Consider the following 25,272-nt stretch of genomic DNA (forward strand, 5'->3'; position numbering starts at 1 on the left):
GTTCATCAGATAAGTATAGTTCCAAGAGGAAGGGCTGGTGGATATACTATGCGTCTTCCAGAAGAAGACAGATCATATATGTCTAGGTCAAGACTTGAAGGAGAAATTGTGGGATTGCTTGGTGGCAGAGTTGCAGAGAAACTAGTTATTGGTGATATAAGTACTGGTGCTAGTAATGATATCGAAAGAGCCACAGGAATCGCAAGACAAATGGTGATGGATTATGGAATGAGTGACACTCTTGGGACAATAGCATTTGGTTCAGGTAGTGATGAAGTATTCCTTGGAAGAGATATGGGCAAGGATAGAAAATATAGTGAAGAAACAGCATACAAAATAGATCAAGAAGTAAAGAAACTTATAGATGTAGCATATACAAAAGCTTTAACACTTTTAACTGATAATAGGAGTAAACTTAATGCCGTTGCAGAAGAACTTCTAATAAAAGAAAAACTAGAAGGTGTAGAATTTCAAGAGATATTTGCAAGAAGTTAAAAGTTTATTTGAAATTAAATTGTTTTTAAAATAAAAGGTAAAAAAGAAATAAAAAGGCTAAGTTCTTTTTATTTCTTTTTTTTGTCTCAAATTGTGGTATAAATAGTGTAGACTTAGTATTTAAATACTAAACATTTTTTAAAAGTGCTTTAATATAATAATTAAATGGGGGTTTTAATATGGATATAATAGATAAAGAAATAGTAAAAAACATGCTTTATGAACATAATAAGTTTTTTCTTGCAGGAGAAACAAGGAACATAGAATATAGAATATCTGCACTTAAAAAGTTAAAAAACGTAATAAAAAAATACGAAAAAGAGATAATAAATGCATTATATAGGGATTTGGGGAAAAGTGAATTTGAAGCTTATGGTACAGAGATTGGTTTCGTTTTGGATAGTATAGGTAATTTTATAAAACATTCAAAGAAGTGGGCTAAGACTAAAAGAGTGAAGACACCTATACATCAGTTTCCATCTAAGGGGTATATTATGTATGAACCATATGGAACAGTACTTATTATAGGACCATTTAATTATCCGTTTCAGCTTTTAATTGAGCCCTTAGTAGGAGCAATAGCAGCTGGAAATTGTGCTGTTTTAAAACCATCAGAAAATACACCTACTGTGTCAGGGTTAATAAGAAAAATAATTGAAGAAACTTTTGAAAAAAACTATATACGAGTTATTGAAGGGGAAAAAGAAACTACTTCTGCGCTTATTAATTCAGCATTTGATTATATATTTTTTACTGGTAGCGTACCAGTTGGAAGAATAGTGATGAGGGCAGCTGCAGAAAATCTTGTTCCCGTAACACTTGAACTAGGTGGGAAAAGTCCAGTAATAGTAGACAAAACTGCTAATTTAGACATTGCAGCAAAAAGAATATTATGGGGTAAACTTGTAAATACAGGACAAACTTGCATAGCTCCGGATTATATATTTGTGGACAAAGTTATAAAAGAAAAATTTATAGAAAAGTTAAAAAGTACAGCAATAAGTTTTTATGGTGAGGATGCTTCTAAAAGCATTGATTACGGAAGAATTGTGAGTAGTAGGCAGTTTAAAAGATTGACTTCAATAATTGAGAAAGATAAGAATAAAGTAATATATGGTGGTAATTCAAATCAAGGTACTTTGTACATTGAACCAACAATTATTGATAACGTAGACTTTAAGGATGCAGTTATGCAAGATGAGATATTTGGACCAATTATGCCAATACTAGAATATGAGAATTTAGAAGAAGTTATAGAAATGATAAATAATAGACCAAAGCCATTAGCGTTATATGTTTTTACGGAAGATAAAAATGTTCAGACAGCTGTTTTGGGTAGAATTTCTTTTGGGGGAGGGTGCGTTAATGATACTATATCTCACGTTGCAAGTTCAAATATGCCTTTTGGTGGAGTAGGGAATTCAGGCATTGGTGGGTATCATGGAAGAGATAGTTTTGAGACTTTTTCTCACAGAAAAAGTATATTAAAGAAAAGTACCTCTATAGATATAAAACTTATTTTTCCACCTTATGGAAATAGAATAAAACTTATAAAAAAAATATTAAAATAGTTGTTTTCTAAACTAATGCTTTAATAAGGATAAATATAAGATATAATGTATATAAGTTATGTGGAAAATATTTTAAGAATATGTTAAAAATATGTTATATATAAAATAAATAAGAGGTGATTTTATGAGTAAGAAAAAAAAGTTCGTTGTATCGTTTATAGTTATAATTCTTTTTGTATGTTTATTTTCGTTAGGTAATATAGCTCAATTAATTATTAATATTGAGTGGTTTAATACAGTTGGATATCTTTCGGTATACTTTACCAAAATACTTACAGTGTTAAAGCTTATGGTGCCTGTTTTTATCCTTAGTTATATTGGTATATTGTTTTACTATAAGGGAATAAAAAAGAGTATTGCACATATGAAAAAAGTAGTAGAGGTAAATACAAAAAAAGATATTATTCAAAATAAGATTTTTATAGCTTCTAATATAATTATTTCACTTGTATTTTCTTTTGCTTTTTCATCCGTATATTGGAATATGATTCTTCAATTTATAAATGCAGTTAGTTTTAATGCGAAAGACCCTATTTTTAATTTGGATGTGTCTTTTTATATTTTTAAACTTCCTTTAATTCAATCATTATATAGTTTTGTAATGACGTTGCTAGTATTCTTAATTATTATTAAAGCGATAGTTTTCTTTGTGTTTAAAACAAAGGATACGTTTAAGGTAGGGAAGGCAGTAAACCCTTTTGATGACATTAAATCAACAGGTAAGGAACTCAGTGTGTTTGCAGGAAAACAAATTGCAATAATAGCATCACTTATAGCATTTTTTCTTTCGATTGGATATTTAATAAATTCATTTAATTTAGTGTATAGTCCAAGTGGGGTTGCATATGGTGCAAGTTATACTGATGTTCATGTAACATTACTGTTTTATAAAATACTAATTGTGGTTTGTATAATTGCTGCAGTTGTAATATTTATTAATGTTTTGAAATCAAAGGTTAAGCCTATAATAATTTCAGTTGTCGCTATAGTATTAATAAGCTTTGTACAAGTAATATCAGCGGCTGTAGTTCAGAGTACTGTTGTAAAACCAAATCAAAAGGAACTTGAAAAACCATATATTCAAAATAATATTGATTTTACAAATAAAGCATTCAATATAGCCAATATTACTACAACGCCTTTTAATATAAAAAATGATTTGAAACAAGAGGATATTGCAAGTAATAAGGAAACAATAGATAACATTAGAATAAATTCATCTACGCAGGCACTTGAATTTTATAATCAAGTACAAATATTAAGATATTACTATAATTTTAGTGATATAGACGTAGACAGATATAAAATAAATAATAAATACAGTCAAGTATTTCTTGCGGCAAGGGAAATAGATTCAAAATCGTTATCACCAAGCACTTGGCAGAATACTCATATGATTTACACACATGGTTATGGCGTTGTAATGAGCAAAGTAAATGCAGTTACAACAGAGGGTCAACCTGATTTTGTGATTAAAGATATGCCTTTAGAAAATAGTACAAATATTAAATTAACTAATCCAAGAATTTATTTTGGGGAGCAAACAAATGATTATGCCTTAGTAAATACTAATGTAAGTGAATTTGATTATCCTCAAGGTGGAACTAATAAAATAACAAATTATTCTGGCGAAGCTGGAATTAAAATGAATTTAGGTAATAAACTTTTATTTGCAATAAACAAAGGGGATATGAATTTTATACTATCAAGAGATATTAAAAGCACAAGTAAAATTCTTATAAACAGAAATATTGTTGAAAGGGCAAAGAGCATAGCTCCATTTTTAACTTATGACAAAGATCCATATCTTGTTATAAGTGGAGGGAAAGTATATTATATACTTGATGCATACACAACATCATCTAAATATCCATACTCACAACCACAAAATGGAGTAAACTATATTAGAAACTCAGTTAAGGTTGTAATTGATGCTTATGATGGAAATACAAATTTCTATGTGTCAGATAAAACAGATCCAATTGTGCAAACTTATGCAAAAACGTACCCTAAGTTGTTTAAGGATATATCTAAGGTGCCAGCTGACATTAAAGCACATTTTAGGTATCCATCTGATATATTTAATATTCAAAGTGCAGTACTAAGTAAATATCATGTAACTGATGCAGGGGTGTTTTATAACGGGGAAGATTTTTGGGATGTTTCCAAGAATGCGACAGCAGTAGGTGGAGATGTTAAAACAACTATTCCGCCATACCTTGTAGAAAAATTACCAGGAAGCACTAGTGAAGAGATGATACTTCAACAGTATTTCAATGTAAAGGGAAAGTATAACATGACAGCAATTTTAGGTGCTAGAATGGATGGAGAAAATTATGGAAAATTGTTTTTAAATAAATTTCCAGCATCAGAAACAACGGTTTACAGTCCATTCCAATTTAAGCAGAGGATAAGTCAAGATACTACAATTTCAGCACAGCTTTCTTTATGGAATACGGGCGGATCTCAAGTGCAATATGGAGATACTGTGATTTTACCAATAAAGAATTCACTACTTTATATTGAACCTCTGTATTTAAGAGCTAGTGGTGCCAATAGTATTCCGGAAATGAAGAAAATAATAATTGCATACGACAGTAAGTTGTTGATGGTTGATAATATTGAAACTGGACTTCAACAGATATTTAATTATCAGGCACCAAATACAGTAGTTAAAGCTGGGACAGGAACTACAGCGACTGCTCCTTTAACTCAAACTGAAACTAAATTAATTAAGCAGGCAAATGATTTATATACTAAAGCACTTGATGCTCAAAAGAGTTTAGATTGGGCAAAATATGGAGAATATATTAATCAACTTGGTACTTTGTTAAAACAACTAAATAAATAAAGAGTGAATAACAAATTAAAAACAGGTGCAAAATTGCATCTGCTTTTTTTTTATTCTAACTAGGTAGCTAATTATATAAGCTGACTCATCAAGTAAAATAATGTAAAATATATTATCAATTGAAAATGATAATTGCTAAACAAATACAATAAAATCGTTGATTCCAGACCTTGGTAGGTGTATAATAGAAATATTGATTATTATCAATTGATTTAAATTTGAAAGGAATGAATAAAAATGAACAAACAAAAAAACGCGTTATTATCTATATTTTCTAATACTGCGTTAATAATTTTAAAAGTTATAGCTGGAATATTAATGGGCTCAGTTAGTGTTATTTCTGAAGCAATCCATTCTTCTATAGATCTTTTGGCAAGCATTATTGCCTATTTCTCAATCAAGATAGCTTCAAAGGCTGAGGATGCTGGTCATCCTTTTGGACATGGTAAGTATGAAAATGTATCTGGTTTCGTTGAGGCCTTGCTAATTTTACTTGCTGCTTTTCTCATAGTTTATCAAGCCATAAAAAGAATGTTTAATGGTGGATCTGTTGAAAATGTAGGTGTGGGTATCTTTGTAATGATGATAGCAGCTGCAGTTAATTTTTGCATATCCATGGTTTTATTAAAAGCAGCAAAAAAGACAGATTCAATTGCTCTAGAAGCGGATGCTATGCATCTTCTAACTGATGTATATACGTCTATAGGAGTGTTTAGTGGACTTATATTATTGAAAATAACTAAAATACCAATTATAGATCCAATCACTGCTATATTTGTTTCAGTTTTAATAGTTAAGACTTCAGTAACTTTAATCAAAAAGTCTCTAAATGATTTAGTAGATTCTAAACTTCCGGATGAGGATATTTCAAAAATAATAAATATACTTGACTCCCATTTAGAAATCACTAGATATCATAGTTTAAAAACTAGAAAAAGTGGACCGACAAGAGAAATTAATGTGAATGTTCATGTTTTCGCAAATGCATCACTAGTGGATGCTCACATCCTCTCCGATAAAATTGAAGCGGAAATAAAAAATATATTTACTGGGGACTCATATGTAATGATTCATCTAGAACCAGAAATTTCAAAGGAAGTAAGTTCGGTAAGTGGACAACATGGAAAGTTAGTTTAGAAAGCGTTAATTACTTATATAACATTTTCTTTAATTCGCTCTAAACTTAGCTCATGTTTATTCATCTTCTTTATCTCTATTGTTATCATTACGATTGTTATTATAAATGCGATAAAGTCAGATGCTGGTCCAGCCATCCATACTCCATCTAATTTAAATAAACGTGGCATTAAAAGTATTAAGGGTAAAAGTACTATAATTTGTCTTAAAAGACTTAAGAAGATAGAGATCTTAGCCTTACCTACAGCTTGAAAATAATTTGTAAACACAACCTGCGAACCTATTAATGGAAGCATTATAAGAAATATTCTTAATCCTCTAGAACCAAGACTTATAAGTTCTTTGTCGCTGTTGTTAAATATACTTATTATTTGAACCGAGAAAAGTTGAACAAACACAAAGCCAACTATAGTCATAAGGGTAGCGACGATAGTTGCATATTTTAATGCTAGTTTTACCCGCGTGTAACTTTTAGCACCATAGTTATAACCTATAATCGGTTGTGCTCCCTGATTTAATCCAAAAACAGGCATCATAATTAACATATTTATACTATTTATTAGTGAAAAAGCGCCTATTGCCAAATCTCCACCATATTTTGCGAGGCTCTTATTAAAGGTTACAGTAATAAGACCAGCTGCCATTTGCATAGAAAAAGGAGACGCACCTATTTCTAATATTTCTTTCACAATTTCCTTCTGTAACCTCATGTTTTTTCTTTTTAATTTCAAGACACTTTTCCCTCTTAAAAAGTATGAAAGGACCCAAATAGAACATACAGCTTGAGAAATTACAGTAGCTAGGGCTGAACCAACTACTCCCATATTTAGACCAAAAATAAATATAGGATTCAATATGAAATTTAGTATAGCACCTATAAGCATTGTAACCATAGCCATAAGTGCATTACCTTCTGAACGTATAAATGGATTCATACCAAAACCTAAATTTTGAAGTATAACTCCAAGTAATATTATAGATCCGAATTGTTTAGCATAAGTAATTGTTGCTGGGCTAGCACCAAGAAGGATTAGTATCGGATTAAGCAATACAAGGCCTACAATACTTACTGCTATAGAAAGTATAACTACTAATACAAATGCATTTCCCAGTATCTTCTCTGCATCTTCCTTTTTATGCTGTCCAAGTTTAATAGAAACTACAGCAGCTCCACCAATTCCAACAAGCATTCCAAAGGCCATTATAACATTTGTAATTGGAAAGGTTATAGCGACTCCCGAGAGAGCAAGAGGATCAGGAACACCTCTACCAATAAAAATCCTATCCACAACACTGTATAAAGCGTTTACAAGCATTCCTATTATTGCAGGAATTGAAAATTTCCAAAGAAGGGAGCCAACCTTCTCTGACGCTAATTCATTTGTATTATCCATATAAATACCACCTTTTAATTAATATTGTATCTTCTATTTTGTTAATCCTTGAGTTTGATTTATTGTGTTTCATAACTAAGAAACCTCTATTTACAAGGGTATCTAGGATTATATAAACTTAAATTGATACTACTCCTAAATGTTCTACGTAATATAGTAGCATAAGAATAAGAATAAATCAACTTGTGTTTATTGTATAGATTACATTTGTTGAAAGTTTAATACATCCCCAATTTGGAGTTTTCTTTGCAACTAGAGTAATGTCTTTACAATATTTTTTAAATCACATAAATTATTTATAAAAATTGGGTTAAGTAGGAGGGCTAGTACATAAACTGAAATATAGACTTAGAAAAGATACCAACTAATTTTAAAATTAGTTGTGATGAAGGGGTGGATATTGTCACAGGAATGTAAGCTTGAATGATGCAACACCAGATGGCGTATATAAATTAAAAGATAAAGAAAAAGATGCAGTTCTTAAAGGTAAAGGATATGCTTCACCTGTTACCTTTTGGATGCCGTTTAACGCAGGTATTGGAATTCATGATGCAAGTTGGCGAAATGCGTTTGGAGACTTTAATAATAAAAGAGGATCGCAACATATATTGCGACTGAGCTCTAAGCTTTGTGACATAGTAGACAATTTATATATTTTAAACAAAGGAAATAATTGCCCACATAAGTAAAAAGCTTATTATAATTGTAAGATTATTGACAGTAGCTACAAACCTAGTATCGTAGCTAAATTCTACTGAGTAAGGAATAACTGTAAAACTAATTGGTAATATAAGACCGATTAATATAGTCTTTTTAAACATTGGATCTAGGGGTACTAAAGTATAAATAAGTATGCCTACTCCAAATCCAATTATGTATCTTAATGCAATTATCTTGGCCATATTTTTTAAATATACCTTTTTAAAGGAAAAGCTTAAGTATAATCCAAGTGCTAATAACGCAAGAGGCATATTTGCTTTGGATAGAATTCCAGTTATTTGTATAATAGGCTTGGGAATGGTAAGGCCTAAGAGATTAATAGCCAAAGTAATAATGTATGTAAGAAAAGGTATTGAGTGTAGTGTCTTAGATAAAATATTTTTGTAACTTATTTCACCTTTGCTACTTGAATAAATGCTTGCAATAATATAGCAAACAGCGAAAACAATGAAGGAATTGCCCATATCAAACATTCCAAAGTATTTGAGCCCTGTTCGGCCCCATATGGACTCAACTATAGGATATGCGAAAAGCCCGACATTGAAGGAAGGGACTAACATTGTTAACATTCCTTTTTCGCGCCTTGATTCTCCTTTGAATGCAATGAGTGCGACTAATGCCATAATTAACCCAAATACAAAGCTAATTATAGGTACGAGTAATAGGCTTTTGTCTATAGTCATAGTACTGAAAACATTTATTACAATGGAGGGAAGTGTAACATTAAAAATCAATCTAGAGATGACGCCTCCATCGCTTTCTTTCAATACATTTACTTTCTTTAGAAAGTATCCGAGTAAAATAATACTTAACGACATAACAAATTGTGAGTTAATAGTGTTCATTTAATGTCTCCTTACGATGGTATTTAAAGTGGAAATATATTGGAATCATAATAATTCAATATCCTTATGTTTAGTAAATTCATCTAAAATATCTTCAATTAAGGCATGTTGTAAATTCCTGAAATTTCTAGCCTTGCAAATAAGCCTTAAGTTTAAACAAACACAACCGGATTCCATGGAAGTATATACTGTGTGAGAAAGATTCTCGTAATAAATAGGAAGAGTTTTTGATGCAATATTTAGTGAATCTTTTGCCTCTTTCTCTATATCGCCTACTTTATCATCAGCAATAGACATTAATATGTTCTTAGCCTTTCTCCAGTTACTCGTGAGTGTAACTCTTATTTTAAGTTCATTCCAAGTAAATGGGAATGCATTAGTTTCATTTATAAGGTCTTCAGTGAGTATTTGTATATTTGGTATATGAGTAATTCTTCCAGTGCTTTGTCCATATGTTCTGTTGTCATTTTCCATAACTTCAATTATAGTAGTATAAAACCAATCTATAGCGACTACATCCCCCAGGCTTTCTCCAATTTTTATTCTATCTCCAAGTTTAAAGGGTTTATGAGTATTAATTATAAGCCAGCCTAAAAAACTTGCTACAAGATCACGAAAGGCAAAGGCAAGTCCAGCGGAGAAGATTCCGAGAAATGTAAATATATCTTTAGACTCATACATCCATATTGGTATAATCGCTATGGCAGTTAGAACATTTAAAGATACTGAAGATGTTTTTTTATATTTTATTGTATTAAGTGAATCAAAATTTGATTTATTAATAAATGAGCATATACTTTTTTTTACCAAATGAAACAACATTATTATAAATAATGTTATAATAATTTTTATTAACACTCCTACAGTTTCAAATCTTAAACCTATATTAAGCAAAAATTTAATCACTAGCTTTCTTCCCCTTTATGTTAATTTAAACTACATGTATTAACATATAGTTTAAGTAGTATAGAGCAAAATTACATCTATGTCAATGACAGTATTTGAATAATGTGCTATAATATTAGCTTATTCGCTAAAATTTCATATTAAAAATTTTGTATTCAAAATCGTCTTGTAAAATGATATATTGCAAGTCTTATTATATAATTTAAACACAATAAATAAAAGTTAATGGAGAGATGAAAGTTGAAAAACAAAAGATTTTTTATTTTAATTGTATTGTTTCTAGTATCGTCTATGAGTTTAAATGTTTTTGCTGTTACAAGTAAGAGCATTACTAATGAACCAACAATATATGGGAAAGCTGCTATCACTGTTGACGTTGCAACTGGAGAGATAATTTACGCTAAAGATGTGGACAAGAAAATGTATCCTGCAAGTATGACAAAGCTAATAACTGCACTATTGCTCGCTGAGAACAAGGTAAAGACTGATAAAATAAAATATTCACAAAGTGCAAAAATTCAGCCAGCAGATTCATTAAATGCTAGTTTACATTCAATCGGTCTTAATGAGACCATGTCAAGTACAGATGTAATGGATGCTTTATTAATATTTTCAGCAAATGACGCGGCATATATGATTGCAGATAACATTGCAGGAAATTCTACAAACTTTATGAAAGTGATGAATGATAAGGCAGCCCAATTGAAGATGACTAATACCCATTTTGTAACGCCTAATGGACTTCATGACCCAGAACATTATAGTACGCCTTATGATATGAGCATATTGGCTAGAGATGCATTTTTAAATCCATGGGTAAAAGAGACAATGAATAAAAAGCAAAGTACTTTTTCAACATCAAAAGGTACAATATTTGAAATCAAAAATACTAACAAACTTCTTGGACTCAATGGGTGTATTGGAGGAAAAACTGGATATACATCAAAGGCAGGGAGATGTCTTGTAGCTTTTTATGAAAGAAATGGTAGAGAAATTATGGGCGTTGTTATGGGATCGGTTATGGATGCAAATGACACTTATGTTTTCAATGATATGAAAAAAATAATTAACTACAGCTATGATTTACACAGGACTTTATTATATGCAAAAGATTCTGTTGTGAAAACAAAAATATTAAAATACAAACCTCTTAAATTCTTTGGACCAGAGAAAGCTATTAGTGTACCACTAATAGTTAAAGAGGATGTTAGTTATTATAAGAACGAAGCAAATAAAAAAGATTTGAAGGAAAATATAAACTTATCAGATATAACGGTTTCTAGTATTAAAGGAAACGATAGCATTGGAACCTTGAGAGTAACACAAAGAGAAAAAGTAAGAATGTATAAATTATATTCTGCAGCTCCAAGTGGATCTTTAATAAAGAATGATATGCCTATATATATTATGACAGCTGCAATAATTATTGTATTTTTATTATCAATAGCTCTAATAATAAGAACAAATAATTTAAAAAAGAGAAAACACAGAAGAAGTAGAAGGGAAAAATATTAAATGAATGTATCATAAGTAATATTATAGGAGGATAAGAATGAAAAAATTAGGTTGGCGTTTTAGATTTTCAGTGTTATTGATATTTTTATCAGTAGTGTTATATTCTCTCCATTATTATCTTTTTAGAGATACACATCTTATTTTGTTGTATTTTTTAGGTGATTTAGCGTTTATACCTATTCAAGTTTTGTTAGTATCCTTAGTTATTGATAAGGTTATTAAGCAAAGAGAGACGGAAGGCTTAATAGAAAAGTTAAATTTAATAATAGGTGTGTTTTTTAATGAAGTTGGAACTGATATATTAAAATATTTTACAGTTGTTGACCCGAATGTTGATGAGATTGCGAGTTTTCTTATAGTTGATTCAAGTTGGGAAGATAGAGATTTTAAAAAAGCATTAGAAAAATGTAAAAACTGTAATTATGAAATTGAATTTCACAAAATAGACCTAGAGAAAATAAATGAATTCCTTCTAAGTAAAAGAGGTTTTTTATTGAGATTATTAGAAAATCCAAATTTGTTGGAACATGAAACTTTTACCCACTTATTAACGGCAGTTTTTCATTTGCAAGATGAGTTGTCTTCAAGAAATTTGTCACAGCTACGAGATGATGAAAAAGAACATATAAGGAGTGATATAAAAAGGGTATATAGAGCAAGTGTAAGTCAATGGATTATGTATATTAAGCATCTAAAAAACACCTTTCCGTACTTATTTGTAAAGGCAATGACAAATAATCCATTTAACAATTTACATTAGACATATTATGCATATGTGGAGTTTAGAGTGGAATTTTTGTACTAGTTTTTTTAGCCATTGTCCTAATGTGGATATTTTTTAAGAGAATAAATACTAATAAATAAAAGAACTGTTGAAATTTCAACAGTTCTTTTATAGGTTTATATTAATTAAAGGGGGCTCTAATTAAAAAAACATCTACATTTTATAGTATTTATAATAACGATTATATGTGTCATATGAGTTATAATAAAACAAATGGATTTTATATTAATATGTGACATATAGGAGAGTGAGTTATGAAATACTTGATAATAGGAACAGGCGGTACAGGTGGTTGTATTGGTGGATATTTAGCAAGAATCGGAAAAGACGTTACATTTATAGCAAGAGGGGCTCAACTAAAGGCTATAAAGGAAAACGGGCTTATAGTTTACTCAACATTAAATGGCGAAATAAATTTGAAAAACGTTAAGGTATTCGATGGCGACGAGGAGTATGGAAAGTTTGATGTGATCTTCTTATGTGTTAAAGGATATTCCTTAAATGAGACTGTTTCTATCATAAAGAAAGCTTCTAATGGAAAGACCATTGTAATTCCAATTTTGAATTCATTAAATGCCAAGGAGAAGTTATCCAAGGTTCTGACTGACATGACTGTTCTTGATGGTTGTATTTATGTTGGTGGATACATATCAGCTCCTGGAGAGATAACGCAGACAATTAAAATATTTAGAGTCGTTTTTGGCGCAAGAGAAGATACAAAGGTGGATATAAATTTATTACATAAAATACAATTAGATCTTGAGGAAGCAGGAATAGAAGGAATTATTTCAGATAATATAAGACGTGACATATTTAAGAAATTCTCATTTACATCAGCATATGCATCTACTGGAGCGTATTACGATGCTGAAGCTGGTGAATTTCAAAATGATGGAGAATGTAGAAAAATGTTTATATTGCTACTTAAGGAACTACAAAAGATTGCAATTGTATTAAATATTAACTTGAATACCGACTTTGTAGATGAAAACCTTGTAATTTTAAGTGGATTTAGCTTAGATACAACTGCTTCAATGCAAAAGGATATTAAGAAAGGAAAAAGCAGCGAAAAAGATGAACTTATCTTTAGTATTGTAAACATTGCAGAAAAATATGATATTGATGTTCCAAATTACAAGAAAATAGCGAAACATTTTGGGTATACAAAAAAGAACTGATATAATTACATCAGTTCTTTTTTAAAGTTTTATATTAAATTTATATTAATTAAAGGGGGACTCTAATTAAAAAAATAAAAATCAATCACATACTTTCTATATACTTAGTATATCAATTATTTGTGTCATTATAGTGACGAAATTAAGAACTATTTGTAAATTTTTTAGATAAAAAACAATATATAACATAAAAATCCAAAAGTTTCAGAAAAAAATTTATTTAAATAGTGGTATTATAAAAAACATAGGTAAATTAATTATTTGCTTCTATTATTTCTTTTAAGGTAACATTAGGATTAATAAATCTAGCCTTACTTTTTTCAGTTTTTAGAGTTATAGCCTTTTGTGGACAATTCTGAATACAAGCTAGACAATGTTGACAATTATTTTTAAAGACAGGTTTTTTATCAACTTTTATATTATCTACAGGACATACTCTTTCACAAACTTTGCATCCATTACAATTATCTTCTATGATGAAATTTTTCTCAAATTTATTATTGAAGAATTTTTTAGCTTGTATTCTAACAAATTCAAATATAGCTGGGTTTTTCTTAATAAATTTCTTTCCATCTTTAATATCATTAATTATTTTAATAAGATTTTCTTCTATATTTTTCTTGGGTTCCTTTTGAATTTGTTTATCCATATCAAAACCAGGAAGATAGTTGTCAACCATAAGCAAATCATTAATATATGAAAAATTAATTTTATTCTTTTCTCCAATATCGAAAAGATGTCTTGAGGATGAGCCAGAAAAAGCTCCGTAAGTTGCAATTCCAAAAATATATTTGCTTTTTAAGTTAGCTTTATCTAGAAATTCTTCAACAATTTTTGGAACACCACCATTATAAACTGGAAATACAATACCAATTTTTTCATCTTCAAATTCTAATTGTTTTTCTTTTATTAACTTTGGAATGGAGAAATACTGGCCTCCAATTTTTTTTGCTACATATAAATTATTTCCCGTTGCTGTAAAATATAATACTTTCATAAAACCCTCCTAAAGTCTAATCTAACTAATTTACCTTTTAGTAAATGTTGTGATTTTTTATAAAAGCTTTTTAGCAAATTCCATATTATCGAATTTATGTTCCTTTATATAATTTAGAGAATCAGTTAAATAAGTCCTGTGATGTTCTGTGGTCTTTGAAAAAGTTTGAATAAATTCAACTATATCTTCTTTATTATCTTGGTTATTATATAGATATCTTCCAACTAAATAAAATCTAATAAATGAATATCTTACTAAAAGCATAATATATCCATCAAATATTGATTGTGATTCAGTAAATGGAAACATATAGTTATACATAAAATTCACTAAATAATTTTCAAAAATATAGCTATTATTCTTCATGGAATTTTCAGTATAATCCTCAAATGCTTTTGTATAAAGTTCGGAATGTATATTAATGTCTTTGATCTCATCAAATTTGAATCCAGATATAATCTGCTTGGTATATTCCTTAAAAGAAAGACTGTCCACTTCTTTAGATACATTTAAAAAGCCAAGCATTGTTTTGAAAAAATCTATCTGGATAATATAATTTGATCCGTTTTTTTTATAAGAATTACTTACTGAATCCATATCATACTGTTTAATAAATTTAGGAACATTATTATACTTATGTTTAAGTTCTTTCTCTAATGTACTTATAAAATCACCTAATATATAAAGCCTTTTACTTATATCAAATTTCCTATTTTGTATTATTTTAATACCAAAGGCTCTAATTTCTTTAAAATACATAATAGGTGAGTTGCTATATTCTGTAGAGGTAGTTTCAATGTCACTTGATATTATATGTTTTCCTAAAGTTTCTTCACTTTGTGTAAATTTAATTCCTTCTTCTTTTAATAAAAGAATCCTTGCAGCTTCGGGGCAGGCTACATCAAGGGACATTTCATAATGTCTATCTACCATATTTGTTATTCTAGGGAAAGATGTGCAAACATTTGAAAGATATTTTTCTCCAATTTTAGAATAAATTATACAATAATTATCTTCATCTAAAAAGGCACACCTTTTCCCGCTTTTTAATTTTACTTTTCCATAATCTACGTCAGGGCTTAGGTAATATTCATTATTATGTACATTTTTCTGAAACATGCGCTTCATTTCTTTATTCTCAACTTTATAATACTGCCTAAATGTTGTCTTATCAATATCTATATCCCAACCAATACAGCAACTGTCTTTGCATTTTCCACCAATACATTCAAATTCTTTAAGATATGTCGGATATCTTAGTTTTATAGTTTTCTCCATTGTCTACTTCCTTTGCTTATAAATTACTCCAAGTTTTATGTTCTATATTCATTTTACTATAATATCTTAGGTTTGTCAGATGTCTATTCATAGGAAGTGGTATATAAATGATTTTAATAAAGAGTTGTAGCTACTTAGTTTATAGATTGTGTGGTAGAAATGGTATAATTAGGTTACAATTAAAAGTAAGGGAAGAGGGAAAATATAATTGAAGTTATGGAAAAGAAATTTATATGTATGTTGGTTTGGAACACTTGTTACAGCAATAGGCATGAGTCAAATAGCCCCTATTATGCCTCTTTATATAAGACAGTTAGGAATCCATAATGTAGCTGCAATCGAGCAGATATCAGGAATTGCTTTTGGCACAACATTTATTGTATCCGCAATATTTTCACCAATATGTGGATACGCAGCAGACAAGTTTGGACGTAAACCTATGCTACTGCGTGCAAGCCTCGGAATGGCTATTGTAATTGGAAGTATGGGACTTGCGCAAAATGTATATCAATTGATCGGACTTCGAATACTCCAAGGAGTTATAACTGGGTATAATACAGCTTGTATTACACTTATAGCAACTCAAACAGAAAGAGAACATGCAGGATGGGCTTTGGGGGTGCTCTCAACAGCTTCTGTTACAGGATTACTTCTTGGACCATTAATGTTAGTTGCATTCATTGCAACTTTGTTGTTTGTTAAAGAGGAGTTTGTACAAGAGGAAAAAAAGGTTTTAAGTATGAAAGAAGTATGGAAACAGCTACCTAACTCTAGTTTTATTTATACCTCAGGCCTTCGTAAAAAATACATGGAAATTAATGGCATTGAAATTTTTACTTGGGTTTGCAACAGCAGGACTTGCGCCATCAATTAATACACTGCTTAAGAAGATAACACCAGATGTACTGACAGGTAGAGTATTTGGGTTTATTTTAAAGTGTATAAGAAAGTAAATGTTTTAAAATTTAAGTGAATAAAGAACGGTTGGCTTCACCTTTTACTGCGCAGGAAATAATTTTATTATTAAAACAAAATAATTTTTAAATTATAAATAAATATTATAAAATATTAAAATATAAACAAAAGAAGAACTGATTATGCTTCAGTTCTTCTTTTGTTTATATTAAATTTATATTTAATTAAAGGGGGCTCTAATTAAAAAAAATCAATTACTTTCTATGTATTTATAATAACAATTGATTGTGTCATTATAGTGACAAGAGTAAGAATTAATTGTAAATAGTTATTGATAGTGTTTTAAATATGAGTATTTTGAGTAAAATATGTATTGTTAATAGGCGTTACCCAAGAAATCGTTTTTGGGGTATAATAAATTATAAAATAATAAACATATCTTGAAAATATTCATTGCTAATACTAAATTAGAACAGAGCAATTAGTTTTTTTATTGTGAATTTTATAAAAAATAAAAAAAGAAGGTGAAATGTATGAAAAATGATGTAAATAAAAACGTTGAAATAATGAAAAAAATTATTGAAGAAAAGAAAGCAAAGTCTTCACAACAAAAGAACACTAAGAGACCACCAATATATGGCCCACAAAGCTCAGGATCAGGAAATGGTGGAGGTTTAGTTGGTAAATAATCTAAAAGTGAGTTAATTTAATAGAATAAATAAAGAAATCAAAAAATACCTTTTATTGTAGAATGATTTAACAAAGATTAAGGGTATTTTTATTTGTATGATTTAGGTACTTGCAAAAAAGTTGCTCCGTTTTTAGAGAAAATATTAAATGATGTTCTTAAAGGTATATCTTATGAGAAACTAAAATGTAAAAATCATCTGGAGCCCATATGATTTTTGCTTTTTATCACATTTGTTGTTTTTGTGTTTATATATATGAATCACAAATATAAATTTACTTCATATAATAATGATATAGATAAAAATTATTAATGAGGTGTAATTATTGAAAACATATTTAAATAATCCTATGGAAGGTATCCCCAAAATGAGTAATATGTATGGAATGAATCCAATGATGGAAATGCAAAGCATGTATAATATGATGCAATGCATGTATCATATGATGACTATGCAAAGCATGTATCAAATGATGAATATGCAAGGCAGTATGTACAAAATTCCACAGATGATTGCAATGCAGAATATCAATCCAATGATGGACGGAATGAACACAATGAACTCTATGACGAAGATAGACATGGAAAATGATGACAATATGCGATTTCCTATTCCAAGGCTAGTAAAACTTGAGCAAATTTCACCTACTCAAGTTCAAATTACCTACGATAGAGATGTTGACACAAGGCTAGGAACGAAGGCAACTAATTATTGGATCAAAGATACAGTTAATGTTAGACCTGAAGTTATAGCTACTCTTGGTAAAAATGATAATGTGAATGCTGGAAATTCGCTTACAGATAATATGGTTAGAATAGATTCAAAGAATGGCTTAGCAAAAACATTTGTATTAACTTTTAATCGAGTTATTCCTAGGGGGTCAGAGTATATGCTAATAATTTGTTATGTAACAGTTAAAGGAGCACCTCCTTACAGTGGAGATAATGGGATGGCTACTTTTATTGGTGAATAAAAAATATTAATATGTAATTGGACTGATATATTAAAAATCCATCTGTACTCCAGATGGATTTTTAATATTGTTAATTTCTTATTAGGTTTAGTTATATATTTGTTTTTCTAATTTTATTTGATTTCCATAAGGTGTTTTAGGTGAGTATCTTTGAGTTGTGACTACTTGAGCATCGGGTTTACTTGTTAATGCCTGAGCACTTATACATATGGGGAGTAACATTAATAGTGCTAATGAATCTAATATGTCTTTTTTTAACAAAAAATCTTAACACAATCTTTATGCTTTTGAGCGTATCTTTATACTAATTTAGCATAAAATATATACTGGATTTGATATAATGTGTTCACTATCAAGTGCATGAATAATATAATGCGATTATAGATAATAATTATTAAGATTAGTATAAAAGTACGCGTGGGTTAATAAATGAGATTATGATTTATTAAAATAAGGAGTATGATTTTTATGGATAAAGTTTTAAATGCAATTCGTGAGTTTTATAAAGAAGCAGCATATGATTTTGTAAAGCCAATATGTATTAATAGTTTAGTTGAAATGACAAAAGATGAAACATTAGAAATAGTAAAAGAACTTAAAGATAAAGGATATATAGCTGAAATAAACTGGAAAGATGGTAAAAAATGCGAATTTTATCTAAATGATCTTGGAAAACAAAAAATATTAGATATTTAATTGAATTATAAGATAAATATAAAGAAATACTATATAATAGATAAGAATTTAAAAATTTAAGAATAAATTATATAATAGAGGTGTATATATGTTTTCAAAATTAAGAGAAATATTAATAGGCAAGACATTAAAAACAGAAGAATTAGAAGGGGAAAAATTAAACGTTTTTTGGGGATTACCTATATTATCTAGTGACGCAGTTTCCTCAGTTGCATATGCAGGTGAGGAAATTTTAATTGTATTAATTGGAGTTATGGGTTTTATGGCATATAAATACATGTTTTATGCTGCATTATGTATTGTTTTGCTATTAATTTTACTTGTCTTGTCTTATCGGCAGACAATTGATGCCTACCCAAATGGTGGTGGATCATATATAGTTGCACATGATAATCTTGGAATAACTGCTGGACTTACTGCTGGAGCATCTCTTACTGTTGATTATATACTTACAGTTGCTGTAAGTATATGTGCTGGAACAGCTGCAATAACATCAGCTATCCCATCACTTCTTAATCATAAAGTGGCTATAGCTCTTGTAATGCTAGTAATTTTAACAATTGGTAATTTAAGAGGAACGAAGGAATCTTCTAAAATTTTTGGAGTTCCAACATACTTGTTTATTGTTTCATGTATAATTCTTATAATAACTGGCCTTATAAGGCATTTTGTTTTTAGATATACACCAGCACCATTGTATTCAATTCCAAAGCAAATAGGGGACATTACAATATTCTTGTTTCTTAGGGCGTTTGCTTCAGGCTGTACTGCGTTGTCAGGTGTTGAAGCGGTAAGTAATGGAATTCCTAACTTTAAAGAACCATCACAAAAGCATGCAAAAGCTGTTTTAGCTTTACTTGCTTGTTTAGTTCTTTTTATTTTTGGTGGGTTATCATTCTTATCAACAATTTATCAGCCAGTACCTGTTGCGAATGTGACTGTTTTTGCTCAAATTGCTCAGCAAGTATTTGGAAAAGGTATAATGTTTTATATTATTCAAGTCACGACTGCGTTTGTTTTAGTAATGGCTGCGAATACAGCTTATGCAGGTCTTCCATTGCTACTTTCTTTAATGGCACAAGATGGATACGTTCCAAGGCAATTTTCACAAAGAGGAAAGAGACTCAGTTTCTCAAATGGAATAATAGTACTTGCTACAGCAGCTGGTATATTAATTATTGTATTTAGAGGAGATACTCATTTGCTTTTGCCATTATACGCAGTAGGTGTGTTTTTATCTTTTACACTCTCGCAAGTTGGAATGTTCCTCAAATGGACAAGGAGCAAAGAAGAAGGCTGGAAACATAAGGCTGCTATAAATGGATTAGGTGGTATTGTAACTTTTATTACAGTAATACTTATAGGTATCACAAAGTTTGTTCATGGGGCTTGGTTAGTTTTTATTATAATACCTTTACTTGTGTATGTTATGTTAAAGATAAAAGATCATTATAATAAAGTAGTAAAACAAATTAAATTATCGAATGATGAAAGACCTAATAGTGGAATAAAAACAAATAATGAACAACATGTAATAATACTTTTAGGTACATTAAATAAGACCTTTTTAAAATCATTGAACTGTGCTAGATGTTTATCTAATAATGTAGTTGCTTTTCATGTATCAACTGATCAAGCAACTACTGAAAAACTAAAAGTAAAATGGAAAGAATATAATCCTGGAATTCCATTAATAATCGAACACTCTGCATATAGAGACATTATAGAACCATTGATGAACTTTATAGAGTCTGAGGATCGTGCATCGAAACATGGAGAAACAGTAACTGTAGTAATATCACAGTTTGTTATTACTAAGTGGTGGCACAATATACTTCATAATCAAACGGGATATTTTATAAAAAGTATGTTATATAAAAACAGAAATGTTGCAGTCCTCACAGTACCGTATATAATAAAAGAATAGATACTAAAAAATTCTTAGTCTAGGCTGAGAATTTTTTTAGTAAAAAGATTAAATATATTGGGTGAGGGGTGGAAGAGTTGAAAAAAGGTGGATTTGACGAGAATATTTTTAAAGCTTTTAGTGAACATAAATACAATGGTTATGAAGAAATTAAACGTATATTTACCAATGCGTTTGAAACCATAGTCATTATGACTTTATTCACTATGTTATCACTGATCTTTAGGAAAATTGGATTCCATGAGTCAAATGTAATAATAGTATTTATTTTAGGGGTATTATTTGTAGCAAGAAATACTGAGGGATATGTTTATGGGGTTTTGGCTGCAATAATTGGAGTGTTAGCATTTAATTTTTTCTTTACTATACCATATTATAGCTTTTTAGTTTACAGATCAGACTACCCTGTAACCTTTGTTGTTATGCTGATAGCCGCAATTATTACAAGTACTCTAACTTCAAGAGTTAAAACACAAGTCAATATATCTTTTGTACGTGAAAACAGGATGCGAATTTTATATAAAATAAATAATTTATTGCTTACAGCAAAAGATAAAAAACAAGTAGTCGAGTTTTGTGGTCAAAATTTAATTGATATGTTTAATAGAACTATTATGATAGCTATCGTAGACATTAATAACAATTTAAACAAACCCAATATTTATCTATTTAATGATCAATATGATAAAAAGATTTTTGAATCTGTCATCGAAGTCGAAGGAGCGCAAAAATGTTTTAAAACAGGAAAATCAGTAGGTGTTGAGGCTGAAATTCCAAAATCTAGTGTTGGTTATTATCATCCAATTATGGGGCAAAACAAAATACTTGGAGTTATTGGGATAGCTTGTTTTAAAGAAAACATTTTATCTGAAAATGAAAAGATTCTACTACAGTCTGTTGCTACACAAATGGCTTTGGCTATTGAAAGGGAAGATTTATATGAAAAGAAAAGACAGGTAAATATGGAAAAGGATAGAGAAAGGCTTAGGGGTAACCTCTTAAGATCAATATCTCATGATTTAAGAACGCCACTTGCAGGAATATTAGGGTGTATTTCTACCATTAGTGATAATTATGATGTGCTTGATAATGATACTAAAAAAGAGCTTATAAAAAATATATATGAAGATACAAGTTGGCTAATACATTCAGTTGAAAATATATTAAGTATGACAAGACTCGATGAAGGTAGGCTTGAAATAAAGAAAGATGTGGAGATTGTTGAAGAAATAATTTCTGAGTCTATATCTAAAGTTACTAAATTCTTAGGAAAACATAATATTAAAACTGACCTACCAGAAGAAATGATTATATTATTTGTAGATGGATTATTAATTGAACAAGTACTTATTAATTTAATTGATAATGCTATAAAATATACACAAAGTGATTCTATTATTGAAATAAAGGTTATTCAAAAGGAAGAAATTGTAGTCTTTGAGGTGTCAGATAATGGTAAGGGAATACCGAAGGAAGATGTGGCATACATATTTGATAGATTTTATACAAAACCTAATGGTATTTCCCTTAAAAAGCGAGGAATAGGACTGGGACTTGCTATTTGTAAATCAATTATTGAAGCACATGGTGGTCAGATGGAAGCACTTAACAACTCTTCAGGTGGAGCAACTTTTAAATTTAGTTTACCAATAATAAGGAGTGATGGCAATGGATATAAAACCTTTGATCTTAATAGTTGAAGACGATAAACCTATTCAAAAATTTATGAAAATTTCCCTCGAGGCACAGGGATATAAATGTATGGAAACTGAGTTTGGAAATACTGCTATAACACTTATTTTTTCTCATAATCCAGATATAATAGTTTTAGATTTAGGGTTACCTGATATTGACGGACTAGATGTTATAGAGAAGGTTAGGGAGTTTACAAAAGCTAAGATAATAGTAGTCTCAGCACGCGGACATGAAAGAGAAAAGGTTGAAGTATTAGATAGAGGGGCAGATGATTATTTGACTAAGCCATTTAGCGTGGCAGAATTTTTGGCAAGAATTAGAGTAGCACTTAGGCATTTTAATCAAAATATTAATTCAGAAGGTAATGTTTTATCGGTATTTAGGGTAAAGGACTTAAAAATAGATTTTGAAAAACGCAGAGTTACTATTTTAGATAAAGAAATACATTTAACACCGATGGAATACAAATTAATCGAGTTAATGTCAAAATATTCAGGACGAGTGTTAACTCATAAGTTCATAGTTGATGAAATTTGGGGAAATTATTTTGAAAACGATACACATTCACTTAGGGTATTCATGGCTAATATAAGAAGAAAAATAGAGATCGATCCTGCGCAACCACAGTATATATTAACAGAGGTTGGAGTAGGGTATCGTTTAATTGATGAATAACAATTCAAGGATGTAACAAGTCTAATTTCACACCCTAACTTACTTTTTATTGATAAAATACGCGGAGATGACATAACTTTAAAAGCCAATATTTGCTAAATGATGCTCTGTGTGTTATTATGTTGAGATGATAAAAACTTTTAAACATAATATATCCATAAATAAAATGTTATGTAGGGGGAATGAAAATTGAATAAAAAATTAAATTCAGCCGTAATGGCACTTGTTGTAATTATGTGTTTTAGTTTTACTAGCGTATATGCAGATTCTGCGTCAGATAAAGTGAAAATTCAGCAGGTTCAAACTCAAAAAAGCAATCTTGAAAATAAAGTAGAGATGATGAATAATCAGCGTGAAACAATTATGTCTAAAATTAATAAGAACGAAAGTAATATAACTATAGTACAAAAGGATATTAAGCAAACCAAAGTAAATATTGCAAAAGCAGAGGTTAATATTAAAGCTGAAGAAGTTATTTTTAATAAAAGAATGAGAGTAATGTATATGAATGGTTCATCTAGTTATATAGAAATTATCTTGGGTGCAAAGGGTATTGATGATTTTATATCTAGAGTAGAAAATATCAAAACAATAGTAACTTTTGATCAAAAAGCTATTAATGATATGAAAATAAAAGAGAAAGCAATTAATTTAAAGAAGGTAGCATTAGACAAAGGAAATATAAAGTTACTATCTTTAAGAGCAGATAATAAAGAGGAGTTGGCTATTTTATCAAAACAAAAGGCCGACCAAAATTTATTAGCGTTAAAATTAGATGCTTTGGAAAATAAATATGGTGCACAACTTGTAATAGACCAAGCCATTGCAATGAGAAAGGCTATTGCAGTAAAACAAGCTGCCGAAGAAAGAAAAGCCACACAAGTAGCACAGATTGCGCAAGTTGAACAAGCTAAACAAGCAAAGCGAGTTGTCAAAAATATTAAGTCAGCTAGTTCAAAATCAGTACAAGCTAGTCCTGTAGTAGTCAAAAATTCAGCAATTAACTATACAGCAAGTGATTTGAACTTGCTAGCTCGATTAATAACTGCAGAAGCCGGAGGAGAGTCTTATAATGCTCAGGTTGCGGTTGGTGCAGTAGTTGTAAACAGAGTTAGGAGCGGAAGTTTTCCAAACTCAATAAGTGCTGTTATTAATGAGAAATCCTATGGAATATATCAATTTACACCAGTAGTAAATGGTAACATTAATAGGACTGCTTCAGCAAATGCTGTCAGAGCTGCGAATGCAGCACTTAGTGGAACTGATCCAACCAATAATGCACTGTTTTTTTACAGTGGTAGTGCTCCAGCAGGTTCATCACAATCAGGTTCTATAAGGATAGGCGCTTTAACATTTCTATAATGAAATTGAATATAAAATACTGATAGTATTTACTATAAGGGGAGTTCACTTGTGAATTCCCCTTATATATACAATTTTAAATTTTTATTAAATATTCGTCTTCTAAATTTGTTTAATGTTTTGTTTGCAATAATAAGGATATGTAGTTTAAGTCATCTAGTAGGAAGGGGCATAATGGAAAAAATATTGAATTGGAAACTAAAGAAGTTTAAAGAGCTCAAATGTGAAGAAATATATAAGATTTTAAAAATTAGAAATGAAGTATTTATTGTAGAACAAAATTGTGCTTATCAGGACTGTGATGATAAAGATAAAAAATCGTATCATCTATATTTAGAGGATAAGGGTGAAATTATTTCTTATTTAAGAATTTTAGAAAAAGGCATATCATTTGATGAGGTATCTATTGGGAGAGTGCTTGTAAATAAAAATTATCGATCTATTGGTATAGCAAGAGAAATGATGATAAAAGCAATAGATATTATAGAACAAATTTTAAATGAGACAGAGATTAAGATTCAAGCACAATCATATTTGGTTAATTTTTATGGAAGCCTTGGGTTTAAACAAACTTCAAAAGAGTATCTAGAAGATAATATTCCACATATAGATATGGTATATAAAAAGTTAATTTAAAGTTTAATATACACCCTCTAGAGTAGACATCAA

Annotated in this window: 20 protein-coding genes and 3 pseudogenes; 17 read left to right on the top strand and 6 right to left on the bottom strand. The window is 29.6% G+C overall.

Annotated features, from left to right (window positions below; genetic code table 11):
• The 4 genes and pseudogenes from Q0649_RS05845 to Q0649_RS05860 all read left to right on the top strand — a co-directional run.
• A pseudogene (locus tag Q0649_RS05845) lies at positions 1 to 495 on the top strand (cell division protein FtsH); the annotation flags it as partial.
• Positions 496 to 674: 179 nt separating this feature from the next.
• Complete coding sequence (locus Q0649_RS05850) at positions 675 to 2,066, top strand: aldehyde dehydrogenase (RefSeq protein ID WP_298838715.1); 1,392 nt, start codon at positions 675 to 677, stop codon at positions 2,064 to 2,066.
• A gap of 124 nt (positions 2,067 to 2,190) precedes the next feature.
• A complete protein-coding gene (locus tag Q0649_RS05855) occupies positions 2,191 to 4,917 on the top strand; it encodes a UPF0182 family protein (protein WP_298838719.1) in 2,727 nt (908 codons plus the stop codon).
• 237 nt (positions 4,918 to 5,154) lie between these two features.
• On the top strand, positions 5,155 to 6,054 hold the full coding sequence (locus Q0649_RS05860; protein ID WP_298838722.1) for a cation diffusion facilitator family transporter: 900 nt from the start codon (positions 5,155 to 5,157) through the stop codon (positions 6,052 to 6,054).
• Positions 6,055 to 6,068: 14 nt separating this feature from the next.
• On the opposite strand, the gene Q0649_RS05865 is transcribed toward Q0649_RS05860, so the two are convergent.
• The gene (locus tag Q0649_RS05865) at positions 6,069 to 7,448 is read right to left on the bottom strand and encodes an MATE family efflux transporter (RefSeq protein WP_298838725.1); all 1,380 of its coding nucleotides are present in this window, start codon (positions 7,446 to 7,448) and stop codon (positions 6,069 to 6,071) included.
• 379 nt (positions 7,449 to 7,827) lie between these two features.
• Between Q0649_RS05865 and Q0649_RS05870 the strand changes: the two are divergent.
• Positions 7,828 to 8,023, top strand: a pseudogene (locus Q0649_RS05870) (L,D-transpeptidase); the annotation flags it as partial.
• Positions 8,024 to 8,104: 81 nt separating this feature from the next.
• Here the strand turns inward: Q0649_RS05870 and Q0649_RS05875 are convergent.
• Both Q0649_RS05875 and Q0649_RS05880 read right to left on the bottom strand, forming a co-directional pair.
• A complete protein-coding gene (locus tag Q0649_RS05875) occupies positions 8,105 to 9,013 on the bottom strand; it encodes an AEC family transporter (RefSeq protein ID WP_298838728.1) in 909 nt (302 codons plus the stop codon).
• A gap of 45 nt (positions 9,014 to 9,058) precedes the next feature.
• Positions 9,059 to 9,919, bottom strand: a complete 861-nt coding sequence (locus Q0649_RS05880; RefSeq protein WP_298838731.1) for a mechanosensitive ion channel domain-containing protein — start codon at positions 9,917 to 9,919, stop codon at positions 9,059 to 9,061.
• Between the two features lie 240 nt (positions 9,920 to 10,159).
• Here Q0649_RS05880 and Q0649_RS05885 point away from each other — a divergent pair, with 240 nt between their 5' ends.
• From Q0649_RS05885 to Q0649_RS05895, 3 genes are all read left to right on the top strand, one after another.
• Positions 10,160 to 11,434 (top strand): D-alanyl-D-alanine carboxypeptidase family protein, encoded by a 1,275-nt coding sequence (locus tag Q0649_RS05885; RefSeq protein ID WP_298838734.1) that lies wholly within the window; start codon positions 10,160 to 10,162, stop codon positions 11,432 to 11,434.
• Positions 11,435 to 11,471: 37 nt separating this feature from the next.
• The gene (locus Q0649_RS05890; RefSeq protein ID WP_298838736.1) at positions 11,472 to 12,194 is read left to right on the top strand and encodes a hypothetical protein; all 723 of its coding nucleotides are present in this window, start codon (positions 11,472 to 11,474) and stop codon (positions 12,192 to 12,194) included.
• 278 nt (positions 12,195 to 12,472) lie between these two features.
• Positions 12,473 to 13,396, top strand: coding sequence for a ketopantoate reductase family protein (locus tag Q0649_RS05895; protein WP_298838739.1), 924 nt, complete (start codon positions 12,473 to 12,475; stop codon positions 13,394 to 13,396).
• A gap of 253 nt (positions 13,397 to 13,649) precedes the next feature.
• On the opposite strand, the gene Q0649_RS05900 is transcribed toward Q0649_RS05895, so the two are convergent.
• Entirely contained in the window at positions 13,650 to 14,393 is a 744-nt protein-coding gene (locus tag Q0649_RS05900; RefSeq protein WP_298838742.1) for an EFR1 family ferrodoxin, read from the bottom strand.
• A 57-nt stretch (positions 14,394 to 14,450) separates the two neighbouring features.
• Positions 14,451 to 15,671, bottom strand: coding sequence for a flagellin lysine-N-methylase (gene fliB / locus Q0649_RS05905; RefSeq protein WP_298838745.1), 1,221 nt, complete (start codon positions 15,669 to 15,671; stop codon positions 14,451 to 14,453).
• 208 nt (positions 15,672 to 15,879) lie between these two features.
• Between fliB and Q0649_RS05910 the strand changes: the two are divergent.
• The 3 genes and pseudogenes from Q0649_RS05910 to Q0649_RS05920 all read left to right on the top strand — a co-directional run.
• Positions 15,880 to 16,600 (top strand): annotated as a pseudogene (locus tag Q0649_RS05910) (MFS transporter); the annotation flags it as partial.
• Between the two features lie 519 nt (positions 16,601 to 17,119).
• Positions 17,120 to 17,275 carry a hypothetical protein gene (locus tag Q0649_RS05915; protein ID WP_298838748.1) on the top strand — a complete coding sequence of 52 codons (156 nt, stop codon included), beginning with the start codon at positions 17,120 to 17,122 and terminating at the stop codon, positions 17,273 to 17,275.
• Positions 17,276 to 17,600: 325 nt separating this feature from the next.
• Positions 17,601 to 18,248, top strand: a complete 648-nt coding sequence (locus tag Q0649_RS05920) for a hypothetical protein (protein WP_298838751.1) — start codon at positions 17,601 to 17,603, stop codon at positions 18,246 to 18,248.
• A gap of 87 nt (positions 18,249 to 18,335) precedes the next feature.
• On the opposite strand, the gene Q0649_RS05925 is transcribed toward Q0649_RS05920, so the two are convergent.
• Positions 18,336 to 18,509: a hypothetical protein gene (locus Q0649_RS05925; protein ID WP_298838754.1), complete on the bottom strand. Its 174-nt coding sequence runs from the start codon at positions 18,507 to 18,509 to the stop codon at positions 18,336 to 18,338.
• Between the two features lie 207 nt (positions 18,510 to 18,716).
• Here Q0649_RS05925 and Q0649_RS05930 point away from each other — a divergent pair, with 207 nt between their 5' ends.
• The 6 genes from Q0649_RS05930 (at position 18,717) to Q0649_RS05955 (ending at position 25,239) form a co-directional block, all read left to right on the top strand.
• Positions 18,717 to 18,944, top strand: a complete 228-nt coding sequence (locus Q0649_RS05930; protein ID WP_298838756.1) for a hypothetical protein — start codon at positions 18,717 to 18,719, stop codon at positions 18,942 to 18,944.
• An 88-nt stretch (positions 18,945 to 19,032) separates the two neighbouring features.
• Complete coding sequence (locus tag Q0649_RS05935) at positions 19,033 to 20,871, top strand: APC family permease (protein ID WP_298838759.1); 1,839 nt, start codon at positions 19,033 to 19,035, stop codon at positions 20,869 to 20,871.
• Between the two features lie 77 nt (positions 20,872 to 20,948).
• The gene (locus Q0649_RS05940) at positions 20,949 to 22,571 is read left to right on the top strand and encodes a DUF4118 domain-containing protein (protein WP_298838760.1); all 1,623 of its coding nucleotides are present in this window, start codon (positions 20,949 to 20,951) and stop codon (positions 22,569 to 22,571) included.
• The gene (locus Q0649_RS05945; protein ID WP_298838763.1) at positions 22,540 to 23,241 is read left to right on the top strand and encodes a response regulator; all 702 of its coding nucleotides are present in this window, start codon (positions 22,540 to 22,542) and stop codon (positions 23,239 to 23,241) included. The genes Q0649_RS05940 and Q0649_RS05945 overlap by 32 nt, the downstream gene beginning before the upstream one ends.
• Before the next feature lie 189 nt (positions 23,242 to 23,430).
• On the top strand, positions 23,431 to 24,603 hold the full coding sequence (locus tag Q0649_RS05950) for a cell wall hydrolase (protein ID WP_298838766.1): 1,173 nt from the start codon (positions 23,431 to 23,433) through the stop codon (positions 24,601 to 24,603).
• Between the two features lie 186 nt (positions 24,604 to 24,789).
• A complete protein-coding gene (locus tag Q0649_RS05955; protein ID WP_298838791.1) occupies positions 24,790 to 25,239 on the top strand; it encodes a GNAT family N-acetyltransferase in 450 nt (149 codons plus the stop codon).
• Positions 25,240 to 25,272 lie beyond the last annotated feature (33 nt).

The organism is uncultured Clostridium sp. (genome assembly GCF_937920395.1).
Taxonomy (GTDB): Bacteria; Bacillota; Clostridia; order Clostridiales; family Clostridiaceae; genus Clostridium_AD.